19 protein-coding genes and 1 tRNA gene are annotated in these 23,462 nt (G+C 33.9%); 12 read left to right on the forward strand and 8 right to left on the reverse strand.

All coding sequences use genetic code 11. The annotated features are described in order from the left end of the window. Positions 1–2 precede the first annotated feature (2 nt). From J0M08_08305 to J0M08_08315, 3 genes are read right to left on the reverse strand one after another with little or no spacing between them, the layout of a single operon-like run. Positions 3–1,130, reverse strand: a complete 1,128-nt coding sequence (locus tag J0M08_08305; GenBank protein ID MBN8703053.1) for a glycosyltransferase family 4 protein — start codon at positions 1,128–1,130, stop codon at positions 3–5. A gap of 49 nt (positions 1,131–1,179) precedes the next feature. Continuing rightward, positions 1,180–2,505 carry a hypothetical protein gene (locus J0M08_08310; GenBank protein ID MBN8703054.1) on the reverse strand — a complete coding sequence of 442 codons (1,326 nt, stop codon included), beginning with the start codon at positions 2,503–2,505 and terminating at the stop codon, positions 1,180–1,182. Further along, on the reverse strand, positions 2,502–2,954 hold the full coding sequence (locus tag J0M08_08315) for a hypothetical protein (protein MBN8703055.1): 453 nt from the start codon (positions 2,952–2,954) through the stop codon (positions 2,502–2,504). Before J0M08_08315 ends, J0M08_08310 begins: the two co-directional genes overlap by 4 nt. A gap of 54 nt (positions 2,955–3,008) precedes the next feature. On the opposite strand from J0M08_08315, the gene J0M08_08320 reads away from it, so the two are divergent. Continuing rightward, positions 3,009–3,770: an MBL fold metallo-hydrolase gene (locus tag J0M08_08320; protein ID MBN8703056.1), complete on the forward strand. Its 762-nt coding sequence runs from the start codon at positions 3,009–3,011 to the stop codon at positions 3,768–3,770. An 87-nt stretch (positions 3,771–3,857) separates the two neighbouring features. Here the strand turns inward: J0M08_08320 and ppsA are convergent, their stop codons facing one another. Both ppsA and J0M08_08330 read right to left on the reverse strand, forming a co-directional pair. Next, positions 3,858–6,320 carry a phosphoenolpyruvate synthase gene (gene ppsA, locus J0M08_08325; protein ID MBN8703057.1) on the reverse strand — a complete coding sequence of 821 codons (2,463 nt, stop codon included), beginning with the start codon at positions 6,318–6,320 and terminating at the stop codon, positions 3,858–3,860. Between the two features lie 121 nt (positions 6,321–6,441). Continuing rightward, positions 6,442–6,515, reverse strand: a tRNA-Asp gene (locus J0M08_08330). Between the two features lie 128 nt (positions 6,516–6,643). Between J0M08_08330 and J0M08_08335 the strand changes: the two genes are divergently transcribed. The 9 genes from J0M08_08335 to J0M08_08375 all read left to right on the forward strand — a co-directional run bounded on the left by J0M08_08335 (position 6,644) and on the right by J0M08_08375 (position 19,017). Next, positions 6,644–7,435 carry a polysaccharide biosynthesis/export family protein gene (locus J0M08_08335; GenBank protein MBN8703058.1) on the forward strand — a complete coding sequence of 264 codons (792 nt, stop codon included), beginning with the start codon at positions 6,644–6,646 and terminating at the stop codon, positions 7,433–7,435. A 20-nt stretch (positions 7,436–7,455) separates the two neighbouring features. Continuing rightward, positions 7,456–9,963 (forward strand): polysaccharide biosynthesis tyrosine autokinase, encoded by a 2,508-nt coding sequence (locus J0M08_08340; protein MBN8703059.1) that lies wholly within the window; start codon positions 7,456–7,458, stop codon positions 9,961–9,963. After that, on the forward strand, positions 9,963–10,505 hold the full coding sequence (gene rfbC, locus J0M08_08345; protein ID MBN8703060.1) for a dTDP-4-dehydrorhamnose 3,5-epimerase: 543 nt from the start codon (positions 9,963–9,965) through the stop codon (positions 10,503–10,505). Before J0M08_08340 ends, rfbC begins: the two co-directional genes overlap by 1 nt. 38 nt (positions 10,506–10,543) lie before the next feature. Continuing rightward, positions 10,544–11,602, forward strand: a complete 1,059-nt coding sequence (locus J0M08_08350) for an undecaprenyl/decaprenyl-phosphate alpha-N-acetylglucosaminyl 1-phosphate transferase (protein ID MBN8703061.1) — start codon at positions 10,544–10,546, stop codon at positions 11,600–11,602. A 32-nt stretch (positions 11,603–11,634) separates the two neighbouring features. Continuing rightward, entirely contained in the window at positions 11,635–12,840 is a 1,206-nt protein-coding gene (locus tag J0M08_08355) for a transglycosylase SLT domain-containing protein (GenBank protein ID MBN8703062.1), read from the forward strand. A gap of 5 nt (positions 12,841–12,845) precedes the next feature. After that, positions 12,846–15,683, forward strand: coding sequence for an excinuclease ABC subunit UvrA (uvrA, locus tag J0M08_08360; GenBank protein ID MBN8703063.1), 2,838 nt, complete (start codon positions 12,846–12,848; stop codon positions 15,681–15,683). 56 nt (positions 15,684–15,739) lie between these two features. Then, positions 15,740–17,074 carry a signal recognition particle protein gene (gene ffh / locus J0M08_08365; protein ID MBN8703064.1) on the forward strand — a complete coding sequence of 445 codons (1,335 nt, stop codon included), beginning with the start codon at positions 15,740–15,742 and terminating at the stop codon, positions 17,072–17,074. 66 nt (positions 17,075–17,140) lie between these two features. Next, positions 17,141–18,016, forward strand: coding sequence for a bifunctional methylenetetrahydrofolate dehydrogenase/methenyltetrahydrofolate cyclohydrolase FolD (gene folD, locus J0M08_08370; protein ID MBN8703065.1), 876 nt, complete (start codon positions 17,141–17,143; stop codon positions 18,014–18,016). An 8-nt stretch (positions 18,017–18,024) separates the two neighbouring features. Further along, positions 18,025–19,017, forward strand: a complete 993-nt coding sequence (locus tag J0M08_08375) for a hypothetical protein (GenBank protein MBN8703066.1) — start codon at positions 18,025–18,027, stop codon at positions 19,015–19,017. A 9-nt stretch (positions 19,018–19,026) separates the two neighbouring features. On the opposite strand, the gene J0M08_08380 is transcribed toward J0M08_08375, so the two are convergent. Genes J0M08_08380 through J0M08_08390 form a run of 3 tightly spaced genes read right to left on the reverse strand, consistent with a single transcriptional unit; the run spans position 19,027 to position 21,958 of the window. Next, entirely contained in the window at positions 19,027–20,130 is a 1,104-nt protein-coding gene (locus tag J0M08_08380; GenBank protein MBN8703067.1) for a DNA replication/repair protein RecF, read from the reverse strand. Positions 20,131–20,138: 8 nt separating this feature from the next. After that, positions 20,139–21,326: a glycosyltransferase gene (locus J0M08_08385; protein MBN8703068.1), complete on the reverse strand. Its 1,188-nt coding sequence runs from the start codon at positions 21,324–21,326 to the stop codon at positions 20,139–20,141. Positions 21,327–21,358: 32 nt separating this feature from the next. Continuing rightward, positions 21,359–21,958 carry a hypothetical protein gene (locus J0M08_08390; protein MBN8703069.1) on the reverse strand — a complete coding sequence of 200 codons (600 nt, stop codon included), beginning with the start codon at positions 21,956–21,958 and terminating at the stop codon, positions 21,359–21,361. Positions 21,959–22,059: 101 nt separating this feature from the next. Between J0M08_08390 and rpmH the strand changes: the two genes are divergently transcribed. Both rpmH and carB read left to right on the forward strand, forming a co-directional pair. Further along, positions 22,060–22,215, forward strand: a complete 156-nt coding sequence (gene rpmH / locus J0M08_08395) for a 50S ribosomal protein L34 (protein MBN8703070.1) — start codon at positions 22,060–22,062, stop codon at positions 22,213–22,215. Positions 22,216–22,330: 115 nt separating this feature from the next. Beyond that, positions 22,331–23,462 (forward strand): carbamoyl-phosphate synthase large subunit (gene carB / locus J0M08_08400; protein ID MBN8703071.1); only part of this gene is annotated, 1,132 nt, incomplete at its 3' end.

A 23,462-nucleotide genomic window follows, 5' to 3' on the forward strand; every position in this document is an offset into this window, starting at 1 on the left:
GTTTATAGTGAAATGTAGTATGCCTCAAGCTCTTTTATCTTTTCGTTAATGTTGAATTTTCTTCTTACATCTTGCTCTCCATTTTGGACTAATGTGCATACTAGATTATTGTTTGTAAGTAGTTCCTTAATTGCATTATAAATGTTTTCGGAATTTTTGTAATCTACTACCAAGGCATTTCGTTTGTTTTCAATAAAATCATTGGCAATTCCTGATAGTGTAAATATTGAAGGTGTTTTAGTTACTAATGCCTCAATGTATGTTTGTCCAAATGCCTCACATCTAGAATCGATTGGAGTATGTATATAAATGTCAAATATTTTATAAAGTGCATATAAATCTTCTTCAAATTCTACTTCCAAGTAATTTGAAGAAGGTAATTTTTTTAGTTTTTCCTTTATAATAGGTGAATAGTTGCCCTTACAGTTAAATAGAAGTAGTCGTGCACTAGGATATGATAAAAGTAGTCTGCTAAACGCATCAATAACATATTCTAACCCTTTTAGTTTGATGTATCTAGAAATTACCCCAATTACTGGTTTCTGGTTTTGGGAGTTGTATTTTAATTTTAATTTCTCAATTCGAGTTTCTGAAATTGAATCAACTTCTTCAAGGTCTATGCCATGTTCAATAATTTTAATTTTTTCTGGACTAACCTGTTCAAGTGTGATTAATATGTTTTTTACATTTTCACTTATTGCAATAATGGAAGTACTCATTTTGTTTATAAACTTGTCGTATTTAACAGCATTGGGAGCGTAGGAAATATTAGAGTCAGAATGATGTCTCGTATAAACCCTTTTTTTTATACCAGCAAATTTTGCAGCTGTTAGACCTATTAATGATGCTTCAAATAAGTGAGTGTGAATTATATGGGGTTTTATTTTTTTTAAAATAAGATAGCATTTGAAAAATGAGTAAATAATATTTTTTTTGGAAGTATAGTTTATTCTAATAACTGGAATTTTTTTTTCAATTAAAAAAGATTCAAATGGAGATATTTTACTATTTAATAGAATGAAAAAAATATCAAATTTAGTTTTATCTATTTTTTCCGCTTGCCATTCAAATTGAAAAACTCTATTTTGAATATTAGAGATGATATATACTACTTTTATTTTTTTGTTCACGTTTTTTTTGTTGTGTTATTATACTAGATTTTTATTTTATAAAATGATTTTACTTTCGTTTTAAATTTAAATCAATTTGATAAGTCATCTTCAATTGCCTATTTGTGAAGTGGGTGCTGTCGGTATTAATTTCAGCTGAGTATAACATTCCTGCCGGTGGTAGAGGTTCTAAAAGTAATGTCTTGGTGTTTTTAGATTCCATTAGTATGTAATTCATTCTACTATCATACGCTGCCGAATATTTTTTTACAATAACAAATTGGGTAATAATGTTATAACAAACAAATAACACAAAAAATATTGCCGCTGTTAATCTAACAATTTTATTTTGCTTTTTTATTGATATAGAAAATAGAACGAGGGAAATTGCTAATGAAATGTAAATACATCCCCATATTCGCATCGGGGGCACATCCGAAAGTAAGTAAGCCGCAGGAAATGTTACAAGAAATATTAGAATAAGTAAAAAAGCGAACAGGTAATTACTCTTAAAATACACAGGAGTTAAATTATTTTTGATTGGAGATATAGATTGCCATCCTATAAGCGTACAGAATAAACCAATTATTCCAATTTGCCAATATGCTTTTGTAATTTGAAGAGCGTGTATAGTAAGCATTTTTACAGCAATAACAATCGATGGGGAAGGTAACATTTGCTGCCTCTTTCCGGAGCCTTCACCTAAAATGGTTATCGCTACTGAAATTGAAAATAATACTAAACTCAATCCTATTTTAGTGATGGATATTTTATTTTTATAGAAAAGCAGTAATAATCCCATCAAGAAGCAATAAAAAATAAATACTGGTACTGCAGAACCTCCAATTATTATTGAAAGAAGCGCAATCACTGCTAACCTCCATGCACTATTTTTTGCTTCTATTAAAAATGTGAATAAAAGAACAACTATAATTGCGCTCCAAGTATATTCTGTTGAGCAAAATATCCAAAACCACGACTGTCCTTTATCTAAACTAATCCAGAAGAAACTAGCTGTCAAAAATATAGCAGAATGAATTTTTTTTGCTTTAGATAATTCAAAATTTAACTCACTTTCTAAGACTATGAATAACCTATAGAATGTAATTACGGTTGTTGCTACTAATAGAATAGAATAGGGGAGAAGATTGTTTACATAAATCAACAGTTTTACAAATGGAAGTATTATTAAATAGAAAGCCCAATACGTTGACCAGTTATGGTACATAGCTAACATTCCATCCCATACCCCATAATTATTTAGCAGGTATAATAATGTGAAATCGTCTGACGCAAAGCGATTAAAATAACCAAGTACTAGAATCAGAAATATTGTTAAATATCCCGATACAATAAATAGAATACGAGCGATTGTGTCTGCTATACTTCGATTCAATGTTGTGTTTTCTTTATATAAATCAACATGTTTGATTTTGTAGAAATTCCAATTTCAACCATATCATTTACCCGAATTGATTTAAGCTCAATGGGACTAACTTTTATTTTTTCGGAACCAATTGCAATTTGGTTTTTATTTATGGATAAGATGGAAGCTCTGATTACTTTTTTTTGCCAAGCGCTTCTTTCTTTTATATACATTAAAGTGTGTCCAATAAAAAGCCTTACCAACAAAACTCCCACAATGGCAAGTATTACATTGGCTATAGAGCGCATTGTTTCATTAGTGCCAAGTAAGTGGTGATAATTAATTTGGATAAGCAGTATAAAACAAATCAAGGCTGTAGGTATATATAATAGTCCTTGTTGCAATAGTTTTTTGCGAAGTTTATCTAGAAGTATTTTTTTTTCCGATTCGTTAATATTTTCTAATCTAGCGTAGTACATTTATATGTTTAGGTATAAAATTATAATGTAAATTTAGGTATAAAAACACACGTATTGAAAGTTACATTTTTAGGGACAGGAACATCTCAAGGAGTTCCAATTATTGGTTGTAGTTGTGAAGTCTGCACGTCTTCTAATTCTAAGGACAACCGTTTACGAACATCTATTCATCTTCAAAGTCAATCAACCTCTTTGGTCATAGATACCGGCCCTGATTTTAGGCAACAAATGCTTCGCTACAATATCAAAAGCCTTGATGGTGTTGTTTTTACACATGAACACAAAGACCATACTTCAGGGTTGGATGATATTAGAGCTTTTAATTTTTTGCAAAAGAAAAAAATTCCGTTGTATTTAACACAGCGAGTTCAAGAAGCAATAAAAATGGAGTTTTCATACATTTTTGCTACCGAGAAATACCCTGGAATACCAGAGGTAGATTTGGTAAATATTGATACCCAGCCTTTTTTTGTTGGGGATATAGAACTTATTCCAATTAAAGTAAAACACATGAAATTGCCCGTATTAGGGTTTCGCATAAACGATTTTACATACATTACAGATGCAAATAGTATTGACGATTCTGAAAAAGAAAAAATAAAAGGAACAAAAATATTGGTATTAAACGCGCTCCGACACGAAAAACATCCATCACATTATACCTTACAAGAGGCTTTAGAGTTGGTTGCTGAGTTAAAACCTGAAATAGCCTATTTTACTCATATAAGTCACCAACTAGGTTTGCACAATAATGTGCAACGTACGTTACCTAAAAATATACAGTTAGCGTACGATGGCTTATGTATAGATATATAGTTTTGATTGAGAGCTTCCTTATATTTCGAAGGGCTGATGATACTTCTATTAACAGCCCTTCGAAAAAGGTAATTGTGTAGTATGAAATTAGTTGACTACGCTTTCGGCTTTCAATATTTCTTTTGATAAAACCTTTAGTGTTTTTAATACAGAATCTGGTGTAACAGAAATACTATCTATACCTTCCTCTACCAAAAATTTCGCAAAATCAGGGAAGTCTGACGGGCCTTGGCCGCATATACCTACTTTAACACCAGCTTTTTTCGCTGTTCTGATAAGCATACTTAACATTGTTTTTACAGCAGGGTTACGTTCGTTATACAAATGCGCAATTAACGATGAATCTCTGTCAATTCCCAAAACTAACTGTGTAAGGTCGTTCGAGCCAATTGAAAAACCGTCAATGTGTTTTGCAAATTCTTCAGCCAAAATTATATTAGAAGGAACTTCTGCCATTAAATAAATTTCCAAATTTTCTTTTCCTCTCTCTAGGCCGTATTCAGACATTACTTCCTGCACTTTAATAAGTTCCTCAACCGTTCTACAAAATGGAACCATTACAACAACATTTGTTAATCCCATTTTTTCGCGCACTCTGCGTATGGCTTTACACTCCATACCAAAAGCTTCCTTGTAATCTTTTGAATAGTAACGCGATGCTCCTCTCCATCCAATCATTGGATTTTCTTCTAGCGGCTCAAAATATTTTCCTCCTAACAGATTTCTGTATTCGTTGCTTTTAAAATCAGAAAAACGCACAATTACTTTATTTGGATAAAATGCGGCAGCAATTTTTGCAATTCCGTACGAAAGTTTTTTTATGAAAAAAGTCTCCTCGTCTTCATATCCAGTAATTAGGTGTTGAATTTTAGCTGTCAAATCTTTATCTCCAAGTTTACTATGTTGCATTAATGCAAGAGGATGAGCTTGAATGTAGTTGTTTATAATGAACTCCTCTCGAGCTAAGCCTACACCAGCATTTGGAATATGTGAAAATTGAAATGCCATATCCGGAGAAGCAACATTTAACATTACAGGTGTTTTTACTTTTGGGAAATCACTTACAGCTGTTTCTTGTTTTTGATATTCTATCGCACCATTGTAAATTATTCCTGTATCTCCTTCTGCGCACGAAACAGTAATATGTTGATCGTCCGCTAAAACTTCAGTAGCATTAATACAACCAACAATAGCAGGTACTCCCATCTCACGTGCAACAATTGCTGCATGACAAGTTCTTCCTCCTTTATTGGTAACAATAGCAGCTGCTTTTTTCATGATGGGTTCCCAATCAGGATCGGTCATATCCGTTACAAGTATGTCTCCTGCTTGAAAATCATTTCCATCCAAATGCCCCGTTCTGCCATCTAAAGAATACATTATTTTCACCTTACCACTAGCAATCTTATCTCCAACTGCTATTCCCTTTAATACTATCTTTTCGCTGCGAGTGCTATCTTCAATTTTGTATTCGGTAATTTTTTTTCCGTCTTTTCTAGAATGAATTGTTTCTGGACGCGCTTGAACAATAAATAATTCATTCGAAAGTCCATCTACCGCCCACTCCACATCCATAGGGCACCATTTGTTTTTTAATTTAGAATAATATTCTTCAATTTGTGTAACCCATTTTGCCAGTTGCAACGCTCGCTCATCAGAAATACAAAAGCGGTTTTGCGAATGCTTTTCAACAGGAATAATTTTTACACGCTCATCCGGATTATCTCCATACACCATTTTTTTGTCTTTTATCCCCATTTTTTTTTCAATGATAGAAGTAAAGCCATCTTTGAGTGTAGGTTTAAAAACAATATATTCATCAGGCGAAATAGCACCTTGTACAATCATTTCGCCTAAGCCGTAAGATGCGTTTATTACAACAACATCTTTAAATCCGCTTTCCGTATCTAATGAGAATGCAACTCCCGATTCCGCTAAATCAGACCTCACCATTTTTTGAACACCTACCGATAAGCCAATTTGAAAATGATCGTATCCTAAATTTTCGCGATAGCTAATAGCTCTATCGGTAAAAAGTGAGGCAAAGCAATTTCTAACTGAATTAATTAACGATTCAGGTCCACGCACATTCAAATACGTTTCTTGTTGTCCAGCAAAAGAAGCTTCCGGCAAATCTTCTGCAGTTGCCGAAGAACGAACGGCAACATCTGTAATTTCTTGCTTGTATTGTTGAGATAGTTTTGTGTAACGCTCTACAATTTGCTTTTCAATATCCACAGGGAATTTACCGTTTTTTATGAGTTGTCTAATTTGTAAGCCGGATCTTCGTAACGATTCTATATTGTTCAAATCAATTTTAGCAACAATGTCTTTAATGATTTTATCTAGGTTATTATATTCAATAAATCGTTTATAGGCAGAAACCGTTATAACAAAACCGTCTGGGATATTAATGCCTAGCCTCGTTAAATGTTGCAGCATTTCGCCTAAGGAAGAGTTTTTACCTCCAACAATATCAATGTGAGAAAGGTCAACTTCATTAAGATTTAAAATATAGCTTGTTTTGATGGCTTGCTTTTTCTTTTCCATTTTTATGCGATTAAGTTAAGATTAGGTAGGTATAGGTTAAATTAGTTAAGTAGTGAAAATTGAGAGTGTAAAAATACTAAGATATTATTAAACAAAAAAGCCTCCAGAAGGAGGCTTTTTGCGGTCGGGACGGGACTCGAACCCGCGACCCCGTGCGTGACAGGCACGTATTCTAACCAACTGAACTACCCGACCAAATAGAATTCAAGCTGCAAATATATAAAAATGAACAATAACTACAATGTTTTTTGTTTTTATTTTCTAAATCTATTCCGCTAAATAATATTTTAAAGGGTATTTTTTCTTACTTTTGTAGTCCAAATATGAAAAAAACAGCTTTATATATTTTTGCATTTTATTTTGCATTATTACTGACCGGATGCTCTCTTATAAATCCGAGTATTATGCTTAAAACGCCAAAGGATTTTACCTATACTCAATTTAGCGATTCTTTGTATGCATCGAAGGAGTATAAAATATCGGCAAATGATATTATTGAGTTTAGGATTTATTCGAATGATGGTTTTAAATTGATTGACTTAACTTCTAATTCTAGCTCAAGTAGTACCTACGTTGGAAGTAATTTGAATTCTTGGTTTTATACCATAGATTATGATGGCTTTACAAAGCTTCCGGTTTTGGGGAAGACTAAATTGGCAGGGTTAACAATCAGGGAAGCAGAGTTATTCCTAGAAGAAAAATATTCTAACTATTACGTAAAACCTTTTGTTATTATAAAAATAAATAATAGGCGTGTTATTATTTATCCCGGAGATGCAGGTAATGCAAGGGTAATTCCGCTTTTAAATAATAATACCAAACTAATTGAGGCTATTGCTTATGCAGGAGGGTTGACTGATGGTGGTAAAGCATGGAAAATTAAGCTAATTCGTGGCGACCTTCAAAAGCCTGAAGTCTATTTGATAGATTTGTCTATGATTGATGGAATAAGGCAAGCAGATATGGTTTTACAAGCCAATGATATTATTTATGTAGAGCCAAGAAAATATGTTTTGCGTAAAATCTCCACAGAGGTTACACCTATCGTTTCTTTGCTAACAACAATTGTTTTCTTTACCGCTTTTTATTTCACTACACTTAAGAATAATCAATAGTATTTTTATAATTTCTCAGCATGTATAAAGAAGAAATATCGCAAACGAACGATAGTTTTGAAAGGTATAAGGAGCGTATTTCTAACCTTACTGGCGAATTTGAGTTAGGTTTATTTATTTACATTGCTCGAAGGTCTTTTTGGGTGGTCTTGTCTTTGTTTGCGTTGGCTTTACTAACAAGTTTTTTGTATTTAAGGTACGCCCAACCTAAATTTGAATCATCTACTGTAGTACAAATACAAAATACGAATACAGCAGTTAAAATTTTTAAAGTTGCCGGAGATGATGGTGGTGGCGAATTAGCTCAAACATTAGAGCAACTGCGTTCGAAAATTTTCTTTAAACGTGCATTATCTACATTGCCTCTTGAAATTAGTTATTTTGCAGAAGGTACATTTAAAAACAATGAGCATTATAACAATACGCCCTACCGTATAGAGGTAAAGGTAAAAGAGAAACTTATAAAAGGGACAAAAATTTATATCGATTTTGTTAATCCCAAAATTGCTGAAATTTCTTTTGATTATGCGGGTAAAAAATATAAGGAAAAATGTATTGTTGATGCATGGAAGAGTCATAGCTTGTTTGATATAAAAGTTTCTATTCAAGACGCTTCACAAATTCAAAGTTTAAGAAAGAAACAGGATATTAAGAAAAACGATTATTACTTCGTAATTAATGATCTGGATGTTCTTGCAGCAGAATATTTTCCCAATTTAGAGGTTAAAATATTAAATCAAGATGCGAAAACAGTAAAAATAACATACAAAGACAATGACCCCAAAAAGGCCTCTGATGTGGTAACTGCAATGTCGCAAGAGTTTATCACTTTTGATGTGGAAAAGAAAAGCGAAAGCTCAAAAAGTATCATCAATTTTATTGATGAGCAGTTGAAGTTTGTGTACGAAAGCTTAAAGAGCTCCGAAGTTTTGATACAAGATTTTTTAAAAGAAAACGATGTTAATACAAATGAAGATGTTTACTCTGTTAATTTGGGTAGATATAATCAATTAGAAGATCAGATTATTACTCTTGAAATAGAAGAGCGTGTACTAGAAAACATAGAAAAAAAGATTAAAAAACAAGACAAAATTGATACCTATACATTGTTGTCTATGCTTGCCGGTTCGGAATTTGAAAGCAGTTCTATTACAACTCAAATTAATGCATTGCAAGAGGTAATAATTAAAAAAGAAGAGCTTTTTTACGATTTAACTACTAATGCTGAGTCTATTAAATCAATAGAGTATCAAATTGAAACTAAAAAGAGGTTCTTATTAGAAAGTATTAATTCATTTAAGGAAAAAGTTAAATCAAAAAAGGAAGAATTAAATAGTAAGGCAAGCGAGTTTCAAAATAAGTTTACCAAAGCTCCTGAAAAGGAAATAGAGTATGCAAGACTGCAACGCTTATTTTCCATAAATGAAAAGTACTATACTCTATTATTAGAGAAAAAAACAGAGTACTCTATTTCAAAGGCAGGCTTTGTATCAAACTACTTGGTTTTAGATAAAGCATTCGTTCCTAAAAGTCCTGTTTCGCCATCAAAACGAACAACGTTATCCTTAGCTTTATCTACAGCGGCTTTTTTATCGTTACTTATTATCCTTTTTGGCTATGTTTCTCATGATAAAATAAATTCGCTAACAGAAATTACTAAACAAACTAACGCATCAATAAGTGTATTGGGAATTGTACCTAAATACCACAAGGAAATTCCGGTATCACAATTACTAATTGATAAAAACCCTAAGTCCCTTATTGCAGAAGCCTTTAGGTCGATACGTTCTAATTTACAATTTATAGCTAATTCGCCAGAGGCTAAAATAGTGGCTGTAACCTCTACTATTTCTGGTGAGGGTAAAACTTTTGTTGCTATTAACTTAGCAGGTATAATTGCATTTTCCGGGAAAAAAGTGATTGTTATCGATTTGGATATGCGTAAACCTAAAATTCACAAAGGTTTTCAGGCAGAAAATTTTAGAGGAATGAGTACCATTCTTATAGGAAAAGATACTGTTGAAAATTGTGTTCAACACAGTGCACTTCCTAATTTGGATTATATTACTGCTGGTCCAATTCCTCCTAATCCATCAGAGCTTATTATTAGTAAGCAAATGGACGAAACCTTAGAGAGGCTAAAGTCTCTTTACGATGTAGTTATTATTGATAACCCACCTGTGGGATTGGTTACAGATGGTATAAGTATTATTCAGAGAGCAGATTTTCCAATCTATATTTTTAGAGCAGATTATTCAAAGAGGAACTTTATTCAGAATGTAGACAGACTATATAATGAAAATGGAATTAAGCGATTGTCAGTTATTTTGAATGGCGTTGATGTAAATAGAAAAACATACGGCTATAACTATGGTTACGGTTACGGCTACGGCTATGGCTATGGCTATGGCTATGGTTATTATGAAGAAGGTCGTCCACATAAAGCAAAGAATACCGGTTCTGCACTAAAAAATTTCTTTTCAAAAGACAAGAAAAAAGGATCCGGTAACAAAGGTTATTTAGGCTAATGCAGTTAATTGATACTCCTATAAGTGGTTTATTTGTTGTGCAACCACGTGTTATTGAAGATGCACGTGGTTATTTTTTCGAGTCTTTTAGCGCTTCTGTCTTTAAGAATATCGGTATAGAAGCAAATTTTGTACAGGACAATCAATCTCTTTCCAATAAAGGTGTACTGAGAGGATTGCATTTTCAAAATCCACCGCATGCTCAGGGTAAGTTGGTTAGAGTAATAAAAGGAGCTGTATTAGATTTGGCTGTGGATATAAGAAAAGATTCCGCAACCTATGGCAAGCACTATGCAATTGAGCTAAATGAGCAAAATAAAACGATGTTATGGATTCCGGAGGGTTTTGCGCATGGTTTTTTAACTTTAACCGATAATACAATTTTCTTTTACAAATGCACCAATTTTTACAATAAAGCATCCGAAGATTGCATAAAGTGGGACGATTCTACCTTAAATATTAATTGGGGGCTCTCAAACCCTATTATTTCTGAAAAAGACCAACAAGGCAAGCCATTTAATACCTTCCAAACCTTGTTTTAAAGCCTAATATTGGGTAACTTTGCGGCTTAATTTCAGTTATGATTATAAAATTACTATTCGCATTGTTGCTTTTGGGATTTTCTATTGTACTAAACAATGTTTTGCTACGCTTTTCAAAAACTTTAGGAATAAGAAATCACGATTTAAGTATTGTTAGATGGAGCGCATCTTCCAAGCCTGCTCTTGGTGGAATATCTTTTTTTGTAATATTTTTAATTTCTATTGCTTCCGCTGGCTTTTTAGTTCAAACGCACTTATACAATGCCCGCTTATTGGGTGTTATTGGTGCATGCTGCCTTGGTTTTATAATGGGATTGGCAGACGATGCTTATAATACACGTCCTTTATTAAAATTTTTAGTTCAGGTATCGTGTGCGTTAATATTAATTTTTACTGGAACAATGATTTCATTTTTTGATACAGCGTGGCTTAATTACCTTATTACTATAGTTTGGGTAGTAGGAATTATGAATTCTGTGAATATGCTTGATAATATGGATGCCGTAACAACCAGTGTGTCTATAGCCATATTATTGGGTATTGTGGTGCTTCTCATTTTTAATAATAATACAGACTCTGTTTTGTTTTATGTTTTACTAGGAAATTTAGCGGCATTAGTAGGATTTTTATTTTTTAATTGGTATCCATCTAAAATGTTTATGGGAGATACCGGAAGTCAATATCTTGGGGCATTACTTGCTGCTGTAGGTATTATTTTTTATTGGAATGCGAATGATAATACGGTTGCAATTAATAATCAATGGATAAGATTGGTAGTTCCTTTATTGGCTTTTGCCGTACCTATAATAGATACAACTACAGTAGTTGTAAATAGACTATTAAAAAAACAGTCGCCATTTGTTGGTGGGAAGGACCACACTACTCATCACCTTTTTTATATTGGATTAACAGAGCGAAGAATAGCAATCTTGTTGTTTAGTATCTCGTTAGCTTCTGTGGCAATGATAGTTTGGTTTTTAAATAATTATGAGCTAACAATAAATACGTTTAAATACTTGGCGTATATAAGTTTTATATTCTTTTTTTTGCTATTGTACGTGCCTACAGTTATTGTAAAGAGGAACAACAATAAATAGTGCGTTGCAATAAAAACAAAAATGAACTACAAATGAAAGCGATAACAGAGATTACAAAGTATAAAAAACATATAATAGCTTCTTTAGTATTAGTAGGCTTGTTTTTGGCTATAAAATTATTTATTTATGCGTTTAGTGAATCTAAAGATGATAATAGCTACCAACAGTATTTTAACAGTCACTACAAAGTATTTAGTTTAGGATTACCCAAGGATTTAAATTTTGCTGGAGAATATGTGCCAATAAATGATTTTTCAGTTAGAGAGGCTTTGGATAGAGAGTTATTGGTTAATACGTATTGGCAATCACAAACACTTTTACTGCAAAAAAGAGCAAATAGATGGTTGCCAATTATTGAGCCTATTCTAAAAAAGAATGGTATTCCTGATGATTTTAAATACATAGCTATTGTAGAAAGTGGATTAACAAATATTGTATCGCCCCAAAAAGCCACAGGATACTGGCAAATAATTGAAAGCACCGCTAAAGTATATGGGTTAGAAATAAACGAAGAGGTAGATGAGCGTTACAATGTTATTAAATCTACCGAAGCTGCTTGCAAATATTTTAAAGAAGCATATAGCAAATTTAAAAATTGGACACTAGTAGCCGCATCATACAATATGGGAATGGGTGGGGTAGAAAGGCAGTTGGAAAAACAGAAAGTTTCAAGCTATTACGACTTACTTTTAAATGACGAAACATCTCGATATGTATTTAGAATAGTATCTGTAAAAGAAATATTTACTAGACCGGAGGCATATGGTTTTATTGTTCGAAAAAAACACCTGTATTCTGCAATCCCAACTAATGAGATTGTAGTTGATTCATCTATATCAGATTTGACGGCCTTTGCATTAACTAACGGCCTTACGTATAAAGTATTTAAAATATTTAATCCTTGGCTAAGAAAAAACTCGCTAACTAATAAGGAACGAAAGCCGTACAAAATATTACTACCTAAAAATGAGTTTTTAACTGCCGATATTGATTGGGAGTATGGAGAATCTGATGGTTCTAGTCATATTGCGGCTGCAGTAGATTCTGCACAATATACTGTTTTGTCGGATACAATTAATAGAGTTATTCATGTTGTTAGAGAAGGGGAAACCGTATCTTCACTAGCAAATAAGTATCAAGTAGATGAACAACAAATTAAAATGTGGAATATTTTGTCTGAGAATAATTCTTTAGTGCCTAATCAGGAAATAATTATTTTCAAAAATAGAAAGAACTAAGCTATATGCAAGATTTTGTAGCTCCGGAAACTGAAGAGTTAGAAGTAATTGGAGCGCGTGTCCATAATTTAAAGAACGTATCATTAAAAATTCCAAGAAATAAACTTGTTGTTTTTACCGGACTAAGTGGGAGCGGAAAATCGTCATTAGCATTTGATACGATATATGCAGAAGGGCAGAGGCGTTATATAGAAAGTTTTTCGGCATATGCCAGGCAGTTTTTGGGTAGTTTAGAACGACCCGATGTAGACAAAATAACAGGGCTTAGCCCTGTTATTTCTATTGAGCAAAAAACTGTAAATAGAAATCCTAGATCTACAGTAGGTACCATTACCGAGATTTATGATTTTATGCGTCTGCTTTTTGCACGTGCCTCTGACGCATATTCATACGTTACCGGAGAAAAAATGGTGCGGTATTCGGATGCTCAAATAATTGAGTTGCTAATCCAAAAATTTGATAAAAAGGAAATAATTTTACTTGCCCCACTCGTAAAAGGAAGAAAAGGGCATTATCGAGAATTGTTCGAACAGCTTGCCAAACAAGGCTTTTTGCGTGCACGTGTAGATGGGAAAATAATCGAACTACATAAACGAACACAGCTTGACAGGTATAAAATACATGATATTGAAGCTGTAATTGACAGAATAGTAATTAGTGAAGCTAACAAGCAACGTATTATAGATTCACTTCAAGTTGCCATGAAACAAGCCAAAGGAACTGTGATGGTTATAGAGGCGGATGGAGACCAAGTACAGCATTTTAGTAGGTACTTAATGTGTCCTACTTCCGGTGTTTCTTATGACGAGCCACAACCCAACTTGTTTTCGTTCAATTCGCCATACGGGGCTTGTACTAAGTGTAATGGGTTGGGTGAAGTTTCTGAAATTGATATAAAAAAAATTATTCCTAATTCTAAGTTATCTATTAAGAAAGGCGCTATAATTCCACTCGGAGAGTACAAGAATAACTGGGTATTTAGACAAATAGAAGCTATTGCAGAAAAATACAAATTTACACTAGATACACCTGTTGAAGATATTAGCGAGAATGCAATTAATGTTATTTTGTTTGGTTCAGAGGAGGTATTTAAAGTAAAAGAGCAAGCCGATAGTCAGGCAACCTCTTATTCTATGAATTTTGAAGGTATTGTGAATTTTATTATTCGTCAGCAGCAGGAGTTAGGCAGCGAAAGCATTGATAAGTGGGCGCAAGGCTTTATGAATAAGGTTGTTTGTGCTACATGTAATGGTGCACGTTTGAAAAAAGAAGCACTGTATTTTAAAATTGGGCAAAAAAATATTGCCGAATTAGCAGCACTTGATATTAATGATTTGAAGGTTTGGTTTGCTGATTTAGAACTGAAACTAGATAAAAAGCAAAATGTAATAGCTAAAGATGTTTTAAAAGAAATTCGTTCTCGAATAGATTTTTTAATCGATGTTGGATTAGATTATATAAAATTGGATCGAAGCTCCAAAACCCTTTCTGGGGGAGAAGCTCAACGGATTCGATTAGCCACGCAAATTGGTTCGCAGCTAGTTGGTGTGTTGTATATTTTAGATGAACCAAGTATTGGGCTTCATCAGCGTGATAATACACGATTGATAGAGGCGCTAAAAAATCTGCGAGATATTGGCAATTCTGTATTGGTTGTAGAGCATGATAAAGAGATGATTCTTGCGGCTGATTATGTAGTAGATATTGGTCCTTATGCCGGAGTGCATGGTGGACATATTGTTGCAGAAGGAACTCCAAAACAATTAAAGAAAAGCAACACCCTCACAACAGATTATTTATCCGGTAAAAAAAATATTCTTGTACCAAAGCAAAGACGCAAAGGGAATGGAGAGGAGCTTGTATTAACTGGAGCCAAAGGAAATAATTTAAAAAACCTTACCGTTAAATTTCCATTGGGTAAGTTTATTTGTATTACGGGTGTTTCCGGAAGTGGAAAATCTACTCTGGTTAACGAGACACTGTACCCAATTCTTAGCGCGTATTTGTATAATTCGCTTAAGAAACCAATGCCGCATACTTCTATAACAGGGCTTAAACATATTGATAAAGTAATTGATATAGATCAATCTCCAATTGGTCGAACACCACGTTCTAATCCTGCTACCTATACGAATGTGTTTTCCGATATACGAGCATTGTATGCCGAATTGCCTGAAGCAAAAATTAGAGGGTATAAGCCCGGCAGATTCTCTTTTAATACAAAAGGTGGTAGATGCGAAACATGTCAAGGTGCTGGAGTTAAGACTATAGAAATGAATTTTTTGCCAGACGTATATGTTTCGTGCGAAGCATGTAACGGCAAAAGATACAATAGAGAAACTTTAGAAATTAGATATAAAGGCAAATCCATAAACGATGTGCTGAATATGACCATTGAGCATGCTGTTGATTTTTTTGAAAATATTCCTGCAATCGTTTCTAAAATAAGGGCGTTAAAAGAAGTTGGACTTGGATATATCACATTAGGGCAGCAATCTACAACACTTTCGGGAGGAGAAGCGCAACGAGTAAAGTTAGCTACGGAGCTTTCTAAAAAAGAAACCGGTCGTACGTTTTATATTTTAGATGAACCAACAACCGGTTTACATTTCGAGGATATTCGAATTTTATTAGAGGTGCTAAATAGATTGGTGGATGCCGGTAATACCGTATTAGTTATAGAACACAACATGGATATTATTAAAGTTGCGGATCATGTAATTGATATTGGTCCAGAGGGGGGAGATAAAGGGGGCCATCTTTTATGCGAAGGCACTCCGGAGGAAATAGTAAAAAACAAGAATAGTATTACTGCAAAATACTTATTGGAAGAATTAAAATAGATTTTTTAATTCCTTTAAATTAGTGGTAAAATTGTACATACTTAATTGATAAAAATATGTTTGAAAGTTTAAGTGATAAGTTAGAAAGAGCGTTTAAGGTTCTTAAAGGTCAAGGGAAAATTACAGAAGTAAACGTTTCAGAAACGTTAAAGGAAATTAGAAAAGCCTTGCTGGATGCGGATGTTAACTACAAAGTAGCTAAAACATTTACAGATACTGTAAAAGAAAAAGCATTAGGACAAAACGTGCTTACGGCAATATCTCCAGGTCAATTATTAACAAAACTAACCCACGATGAGCTTACCCAACTAATGGGTGGACAAAAAGCTGAAATATCTTTAGCCGGAAATCCTACGGTAATCCTAATGAGTGGATTGCAAGGTTCTGGTAAAACAACTTTTTCTGGCAAGTTGGCTAACTTTTTAAAAACAAAAAAAGGAAAAAGTCCATTATTGGTAGCTTGCGATATTTACCGTCCAGCTGCAATTGACCAATTGCATGTATTGGGTGAGCAGATTGGTGTTCCGGTGTTTTCGGATAAAGAAAGTAAAGATGCTATTTCTATCGCTAAACGTGGTATTGAACAAGCTCGATTAAATGGTAATTCTGTTGTAATTATAGATACCGCAGGTCGTTTAGCGGTTGATGAACAAATGATGAATGAAATTGAAGCTATTAAAAAAGCAATATCTCCTCAAGAGATTTTGTTTGTTGTAGATTCAATGACAGGTCAAGATGCAGTAAATACAGCAAAAACCTTTAACGAGCGATTGGATTTTGATGGTGTGGTACTTACCAAACTTGATGGAGATACCCGCGGTGGTGCTGCATTGTCAATTAAATCGGTGGTAAATAAACCTATCAAGTTTATTGGTACTGGTGAAAAAATGGAAGCTATTGATATATTTTATCCGGAACGTATGTCGGATAGAATATTGGGAATGGGGGATGTTGTAACTCTTGTGGAACGTGCTCAAGAGCAATTTGATGCAGAAGAAGCCAGAAAAATACAAAAGAAAATTGCTAAGAATCAGTTTACATTTTCCGATTTTTTAAATCAAATTCAGCAGATTAAAAAAATGGGAAATATTAAGGATTTGATGGGCATGATTCCGGGTGTGGGCAAAGCAATTAAAGATATTGATATAGATGACGATGCTTTTAGAAGCATTGAAGCTATCATCCATTCTATGACTCCAAAAGAACGAGAAACTCCTGATATTATTAATGGTAGCCGCAGACAACGAATTGCGAAAGGGAGCGGAACTACTATTCAGGATGTGAATAAGCTGTTAAAGCAGTTTGAAGATATGCGCAAGATGATGAAAACCATGAACAACAAAGATCAAATGATGAAGATGATGCGCAATATGCCAAAGATGGGGCGATAGCATTCTTTGAATTATTTTTTGTATATTCAATAATCTTAAATTCCCCCTCTATTTTTAATTAGTTATATGCTATTACTTGACGGTAAAAAGGTTTCGGATTACGAATTGTCTAAGCTTGAAATAGAGATTAATAAAATCAAACAATCCGGAGGTCGAGTTCCGCATTTAGCTGCTGTTCTTGTTGGTAATAATCCCGCTAGCGTAGCATATGTAAATTCAAAAATTAAAGCATGTGCTAGGATTGGGCTTACATCTAGTTTAGTTTCTTTGCCCGAAACAATTTCCGAAATAGAACTTACCCAAAAAATTAATGAACTAAATGATGATGCATCGTTAGATGGTTATATTGTTCAATTACCTTTGCCAAAGCATATCAACGAGCAATTTATTTTAGATAAAATTGCTCCCGAGAAAGATGTAGATGGCTTTCATCCGGTAAATATTGGCAGAATGACACTTTCCTTGCCGTGTTATTTGCCTGCAACTCCCATGGGTATTATTAAAATATTGGAGTATTATAAAATTGAAACAGAAGGTAAGCATTGCGTAGTTGTTGGGCGCAGTCACATTGTTGGCACACCAATTAGTATTTTACTTTCTAGAAATGAATATCCTGGAAACTGCACCGTTACAATTGCACATAGCAAAACAACCGATTTGAAGAGCATTTGTAGACAAGCAGATATTTTAATTGTTGCACTTGGAAGGCCTGAATTTATTGACGATTCATATATAAAAGAAGGCTGTGTTGTAATTGATGTAGGTATAAATAGGGTAGAGGATACAAGTACCAAAGGATATAAAATTGTGGGCGATGTAAATTTTACCAGTGTTAAAAATAAGTGTAGTGCAATTACACCTGTGCCCGGAGGAGTGGGTCCAATGACAATTATTTCATTGTTGGAAAATACATTAAGGGCCAATTTAAAACAGATTTATTAAAATAAACTATGAGCGTTTTTAAAAAATATTTAGTTGGATTATTGCTAACTACCATTTTCGTTTCGTGTAAAAATGATATTGATGTTTTGGCCGACTGGAAGCAAAATACGGTTGTTTATGGATTGTTAGACCAATCAGAGACTACTCATTATATAAAAGTGGGAAAAGTATATTTGGGAGAAGGAAGTGCAATAGATATGGCACAGATACAAGATTCGTTGTATTACAAAAACAATGTCTCTGTTGTGGTAGAAAGATGGAAAGGAAGTACATTAGTTACGAGTTATCAATTAAATAGAGATTCTTCTATAGCTAAAAATCCGGGAGATTTTCTTAATCCTAAACAAATACTGTACACTTTTACGGCTCCGTTGTTTGATGATAGCCAATATCGATTGAGTATTAAAGATGCAGCTACAGGGCATACTGTTACAGGTCAAACATCACTTATTAAAAGTAGTTTAAGTATTGCACGACCAACTACCAATCAAGTAATGGATTTTGCGAATTACAATCGTACTTTTGACATTCAATGGAATGCTGCTGCAGGAGCTAGAATTTACCAGGTTTTTGCAGTGTTTCATTACAAAGAGTATGGTCTTACAGATACAGTTGTTAAATCGATTACTTGGCCGGTTTCGGAAGTTAGGGTGCCAACTTTAAACGGGGGAGATCCTTTTACACTTAACATCGACAAAAAAGCGTTTTATAAATATATAGCGGGAGCAGTTTCTAATGGCAGCAATGTGTTTGGCAGAGAGCCTCTTTATTTAGATGTTTTATTTACAGCAGCCGCGGACGATTTAGCTACATTTATTGAAGTTGGCAAGCCTTCAACCGGCATTGTTCAAGAAAGACCAGAATATACCAATTTAACAGGGGGATATGGAATATTCTCTGCCAGATATACTACCGGAGTTTACTCTCGACCATTTAATGCTAGAACGCTCGATTCTTTGTGTAGTGGTCAGTATACAAAAAATCTTAATTTTTGTTATTAGATATAGTAATTAGTTGGTAGTAATTGCTCCTTGCTCCACTTTAAAAATGGAATAATCAACATGCAGTTTAGCAAATAGATTGTTCATTCTTTCGTAGTTTGTATCCGTTATAAAAACCTGCCCAAAATCTTTATGACTAATGGTTTGTATAAGCTGTGTCATACGTGTTTCATCTAATTTGTCGTAAATGTCATCCATCAATAGAATTGGTGTAATCCCCAAAGTTTCAAAAATGAAATAATATTGAGCAAGCTTTAGTGCCAATAGATAGGATTTCTGTTGTCCTTGTGATGCAAATCGTTTTATAGGAAAGTTATTTAGGGTAAATTCTAGATCGTCTTTATGTATGCCCGAAGTAGTGTATTCTGCATACCTATCTCTAGGTAGAGCAGCTTCCAAAATGTTTTCGAAAGCCCCCTCGTTTAATGATGAAATATAGGTTAACCCCACCTTTTCTTTCCCTCCTGAAATTTTCTGGTAGTTTTCTTGAAATAGAGGCTCGAATTGTGATATGAACTTTTTTCTCTTTTTATTTATTCTTTCACCAAGCGGAATAAGCTGTCCATCCCAAACTTCTAGTTGCGAATAGTCGAACGAATTTGTTTTAGAAAAATTTTTTAAAAGAGCATTTCTTTGTGTTAATACTTTGTTGTATGAAATTAAATCTTCCAAATATTCTTTATCAAACTGAAAAATTACATTGTCAATAAATTTCCTTCTAAATTCACTTCCTTCTGATATTAACTCACTATCCGATGGAGATATCATTACCAAAGGAATTAAGCCAATGTGGTCGGATAATCGTTGGTATTCTTTCTTGTTTTTTTTGAATGATTTTTTTGCTCCTCGTTTTTGTCCACAATGTATTTCGTATTCATTTCCATCGTTCAAAAACGCACCTTGAATTACAAAGAATGGCGCATCATGCAGTATATTTTGACTATCTATTGGATTGAAAAAACTTTTGCAAAATGATAGGTAATAAATTGCATCTAATAAATTAGTTTTTCCCTCGCCATTGTTACCTGTAAAGCAATTTAGTTTTTTTGATAAATTAATATCTGCTTGCGCACAATTTTTAAAATTTATAATTGATAGGTGCTTTAAGTGCATTTTGAATACTATTGTTTAAGTAAGCTTTTGTAAAGCCTATCAACATTGCTTGATAGCGCATGGTAAGAAAATTTGTTTTTTACAAAATCCCATCCCTTTTCCGACATTTTTTTTCTAACTGTATCATTTGATATTAGTTCTGTCAGCTTTTCTGAGAAAGCTTCAGGAGTAAAATTATTTACTAAAAATGCCGTTTCGTTTGGAAGCACAATGTTTTCAATGCCGCCTACATTTGTTGTGATTATTGGTTTGTTGGCAGCTTGGGCTTCTATTAAACTTACGGGAGTGCCCTCGTTAAATGAAGTTAGTGCAATTATTTCTACGCCATTGCATACCCAATCTACATTTTTTATCCATGAGGTAAATGTGATGGTTGCTTTTCTTTTTTCCTTTAGAAAATCTACGGTGTCAATACCCAAAGAAGCAGCAATAGCTTCTATGTTTTGTCTTTCTTCGCCATCGCCTACAATAAACGCCCTCACTTTTTTATCCGTTGATTTTAGAGTGATACTAAGCGCATCTAAAAAGAGCTTGTGATTCTTAATTGGCACTAAACGGCCAACAATAGCAATAGCAATTTCATCATCATCAACTAAATAGTGCTCTCTAAATGACTTTCTTTTTTCTGCGGCACCATTTTGAAATCTTTCTAAATCAAAACCCAGATTAACTACATGTGTTTTATTGGGATTGCAGATTTTAAATTTTTCGGTAAGTTCTTTTTTTTGTATTTCGCTAATTGCGATAATTGCATTTGTTTTAGACGCTAAAAAACGTTCTATCATTTTATATATTGCCGTTTTCCAAGAAGCAAAGTACGAGTGAAAAACATGACCATGGAATGTATGCACAATAATTGGCACTCCGCACGTTATTGCAGCCAATCTGCCCAATGTGCCTGCTTTTGATGCATGTGTATGCACAATGTCCGGTTTGTGCTCCTTAATCAATTTGCGTATCCTTAAAAACGATTTTAAATCGTTCAATGGATTAATTGATCTTCGCATTTCAGCAATTATAATGGGTTCTATACCTAAATTGCGTACTATAAACTCCGAACTCTCTTCTGTATCATCTTTTTGCCCACCTACAAGAATAGTTTCGTACTCAGCAGGTAGATATTTTGTCAAATAAGCTACATTGTAGGTAGGACCACCTAAATTAAACCTATTGATGATGCGAATTATCTTTGGCATATAAAAGCCGTAAAGGCTGTTAGAAAACTAATTTATCTTGTAAGACGATAACCAATACTGCCATTAATTGTCCAATCAAATTCCATAGTGGTTGAGTATTTGTCAAAAGGGTCGTTATTCGTAAAGAATTTAAGCATTCCTAAGCCAACTGCCGCATTCAAGTTTAACCCATTCAATAATTGAAGACTAACGCCTCCCATACCTTTTACGGAAGTTCCCCAATCTTTAACTAAATGTACAAAACTAACATTCGGTCCCGCATAAAAGCGGTGATGTCCATCTCCCAATACAAATTCACCGACTCTGCGCTCATAATTATATACTTCACCAATGTAATAGCGCCCCTCTATCCCAAATTCTTGATATGTTTTACCCACTCCAATTGTCACAGGAATTCTTATCCCAATGTTTAATGAGTCCATTACATACTCATAACCAACGGTAAATTGGTTAAAAGCGAATTGAACCGGATCACAAAAGAATAAATGAGGCGTTAGTCCTCCATTTTCTTTAGTTGGAAATGATTTGAGTTCGTTTAGTCGATTTATTTTTGTTGGATTAAAGGATGCTTGACCGAAAATAAGGCTTCCAATTGCAACAAATACGATAAAAAGGGAGATTTTTCTGTTCATTTGTGGTTGTTATTTTTGTTTCAATATAAAAACTTTTTGTCAATACGAAAAGCATTTATATATTTGCAAACGATTTTTAGGTAATTTAATATAAAAGAAAGATGAAACGTACATTTCAACCATCAAGAAAAAAGAGAACTAATAAACATGGTTTTCGCGAAAGAATGTCTACTGCAAATGGTAGAAGGGTGTTGGCTGCTAGAAGAAAAAGAGGTAGAAAAAAATTAACTGTATCGAGCGAAAAAACACACAAATAATCCTTGAATATTTGGAAGTTTACCAATTAAACAAAAGAAAAGCTGCTCCACAAGAGCGGCTTTTTTTGTGTTTAACCTATTTTATTTGCCTAATTTACTTACTTAAACCTATTATATGCCAAAGGATAGTTCAATAAAATCAGTGCTAATTATCGGTAGTGGTCCAATTGTTATTGGGCAAGCTTGCGAGTTTGATTATTCAGGCTCACAAGCAGCACGTTCGCTAAAGGAAGAAGGTATTGAAGTTACCTTAATAAACTCGAATCCGGCTACTATAATGACGGATAAGGTTACCGCAGAACATGTTTATCTGTTGCCTTTAACAACGCAATCTATTGTTAAAATTTTAGAAGAGCGAAAAATAGATGCCGTATTGCCTACTATGGGCGGACAAACAGCACTAAACTTGGCAATGAAGTGCGATGAGATGGGGATTTGGAAGAAATATGGTGTGCGAATGATTGGAGTTGATGTTCAAGCCATTCAAATAACGGAGGATAGGGAAAAATTTAGAAATAAAATGATCGAGATAGGTGTTGGCATGGCTCCATCACGTATTGCTCGTTCTTTTTTAGAAGGAAAAGAAATTGCACAAGAATTTGGATTTCCGTTGGTAATAAGACCGTCTTTTACCCTTGGTGGCAGCGGAGGAGCTGTTGTATATAAAAAAGAAAATTTTGATTCGGATTTAAATAGAGGGTTGCATACATCCCCGATTCATGAGGTGTTGATAGATAAAGCTGTTTTAGGATGGAAAGAATTTGAATTGGAATTGTTGCGTGATGCGAATGACAATGTGTGTATTATTTGCTCAATCGAAAATTTTGATCCGATGGGAATTCACACAGGAGATTCGATAACAGTTGCTCCTGCAATGACATTAAGCGATAGCACATTTCAGCGTATGCGTACGTTAGCTATCAAAATGATGCGTTCTATCGGCAATTTTGCAGGTGGCTGTAACGTACAGTTTGCGGTAAGTCCGGATGAAAAAGAAGATATTATTGCAATTGAGATAAATCCTCGTGTTTCCCGTTCATCTGCACTGGCAAGTAAAGCTACAGGGTATCCTATTGCCAAAATAGCTTCTAAACTGGCTATTGGTTACAATTTAGATGAAGTAGAAAATCAAATTACTAAAAGTACTTCGGCCTATTTTGAACCAACATTAGATTATGTTATTGTAAAAATTCCGCGATGGAATTTTGATAAATTTAAAGGCGCTAAGCGAGAATTAGGCTTTCAAA

It is taken from the genome of Bacteroidota bacterium, from assembly GCA_017303975.1.
In the GTDB taxonomy this organism is placed as follows: Bacteria; Bacteroidota; Bacteroidia; order JAFLBG01; family JAFLBG01; genus JAFLBG01.

Excerpts from the sequence above, each read along its gene's own strand:
- J0M08_08315 (MBN8703055.1), bottom strand. The coding sequence starts at position 2,954 with ATGTACTACGCTAGATTAGAAAATATTAACGAATCGGAAAAAAAAATA.
- ppsA (MBN8703057.1), bottom strand. The coding sequence starts at position 6,320 with ATGGAAAAGAAAAAGCAAGCCATCAAAACAAGCTATATTTTAAATCTT.
- J0M08_08335 (MBN8703058.1), top strand. The coding sequence starts at position 6,644 with ATGAAAAAAACAGCTTTATATATTTTTGCATTTTATTTTGCATTATTA.
- J0M08_08340 (MBN8703059.1), top strand. The coding sequence starts at position 7,456 with ATGTATAAAGAAGAAATATCGCAAACGAACGATAGTTTTGAAAGGTAT.
- rfbC (MBN8703060.1), top strand. The coding sequence starts at position 9,963 with ATGCAGTTAATTGATACTCCTATAAGTGGTTTATTTGTTGTGCAACCA.
- J0M08_08350 (MBN8703061.1), top strand. The coding sequence starts at position 10,544 with ATGATTATAAAATTACTATTCGCATTGTTGCTTTTGGGATTTTCTATT.
- J0M08_08355 (MBN8703062.1), top strand. The coding sequence starts at position 11,635 with ATGAAAGCGATAACAGAGATTACAAAGTATAAAAAACATATAATAGCT.
- uvrA (MBN8703063.1), top strand. The coding sequence starts at position 12,846 with ATGCAAGATTTTGTAGCTCCGGAAACTGAAGAGTTAGAAGTAATTGGA.
- ffh (MBN8703064.1), top strand. The coding sequence starts at position 15,740 with ATGTTTGAAAGTTTAAGTGATAAGTTAGAAAGAGCGTTTAAGGTTCTT.
- folD (MBN8703065.1), top strand. The coding sequence starts at position 17,141 with ATGCTATTACTTGACGGTAAAAAGGTTTCGGATTACGAATTGTCTAAG.
- J0M08_08375 (MBN8703066.1), top strand. The coding sequence starts at position 18,025 with ATGAGCGTTTTTAAAAAATATTTAGTTGGATTATTGCTAACTACCATT.
- J0M08_08380 (MBN8703067.1), bottom strand. The coding sequence starts at position 20,130 with ATGCACTTAAAGCACCTATCAATTATAAATTTTAAAAATTGTGCGCAA.
- J0M08_08385 (MBN8703068.1), bottom strand. The coding sequence starts at position 21,326 with ATGCCAAAGATAATTCGCATCATCAATAGGTTTAATTTAGGTGGTCCT.
- J0M08_08390 (MBN8703069.1), bottom strand. The coding sequence starts at position 21,958 with ATGAACAGAAAAATCTCCCTTTTTATCGTATTTGTTGCAATTGGAAGC.
- rpmH (MBN8703070.1), top strand. The coding sequence starts at position 22,060 with ATGAAACGTACATTTCAACCATCAAGAAAAAAGAGAACTAATAAACAT.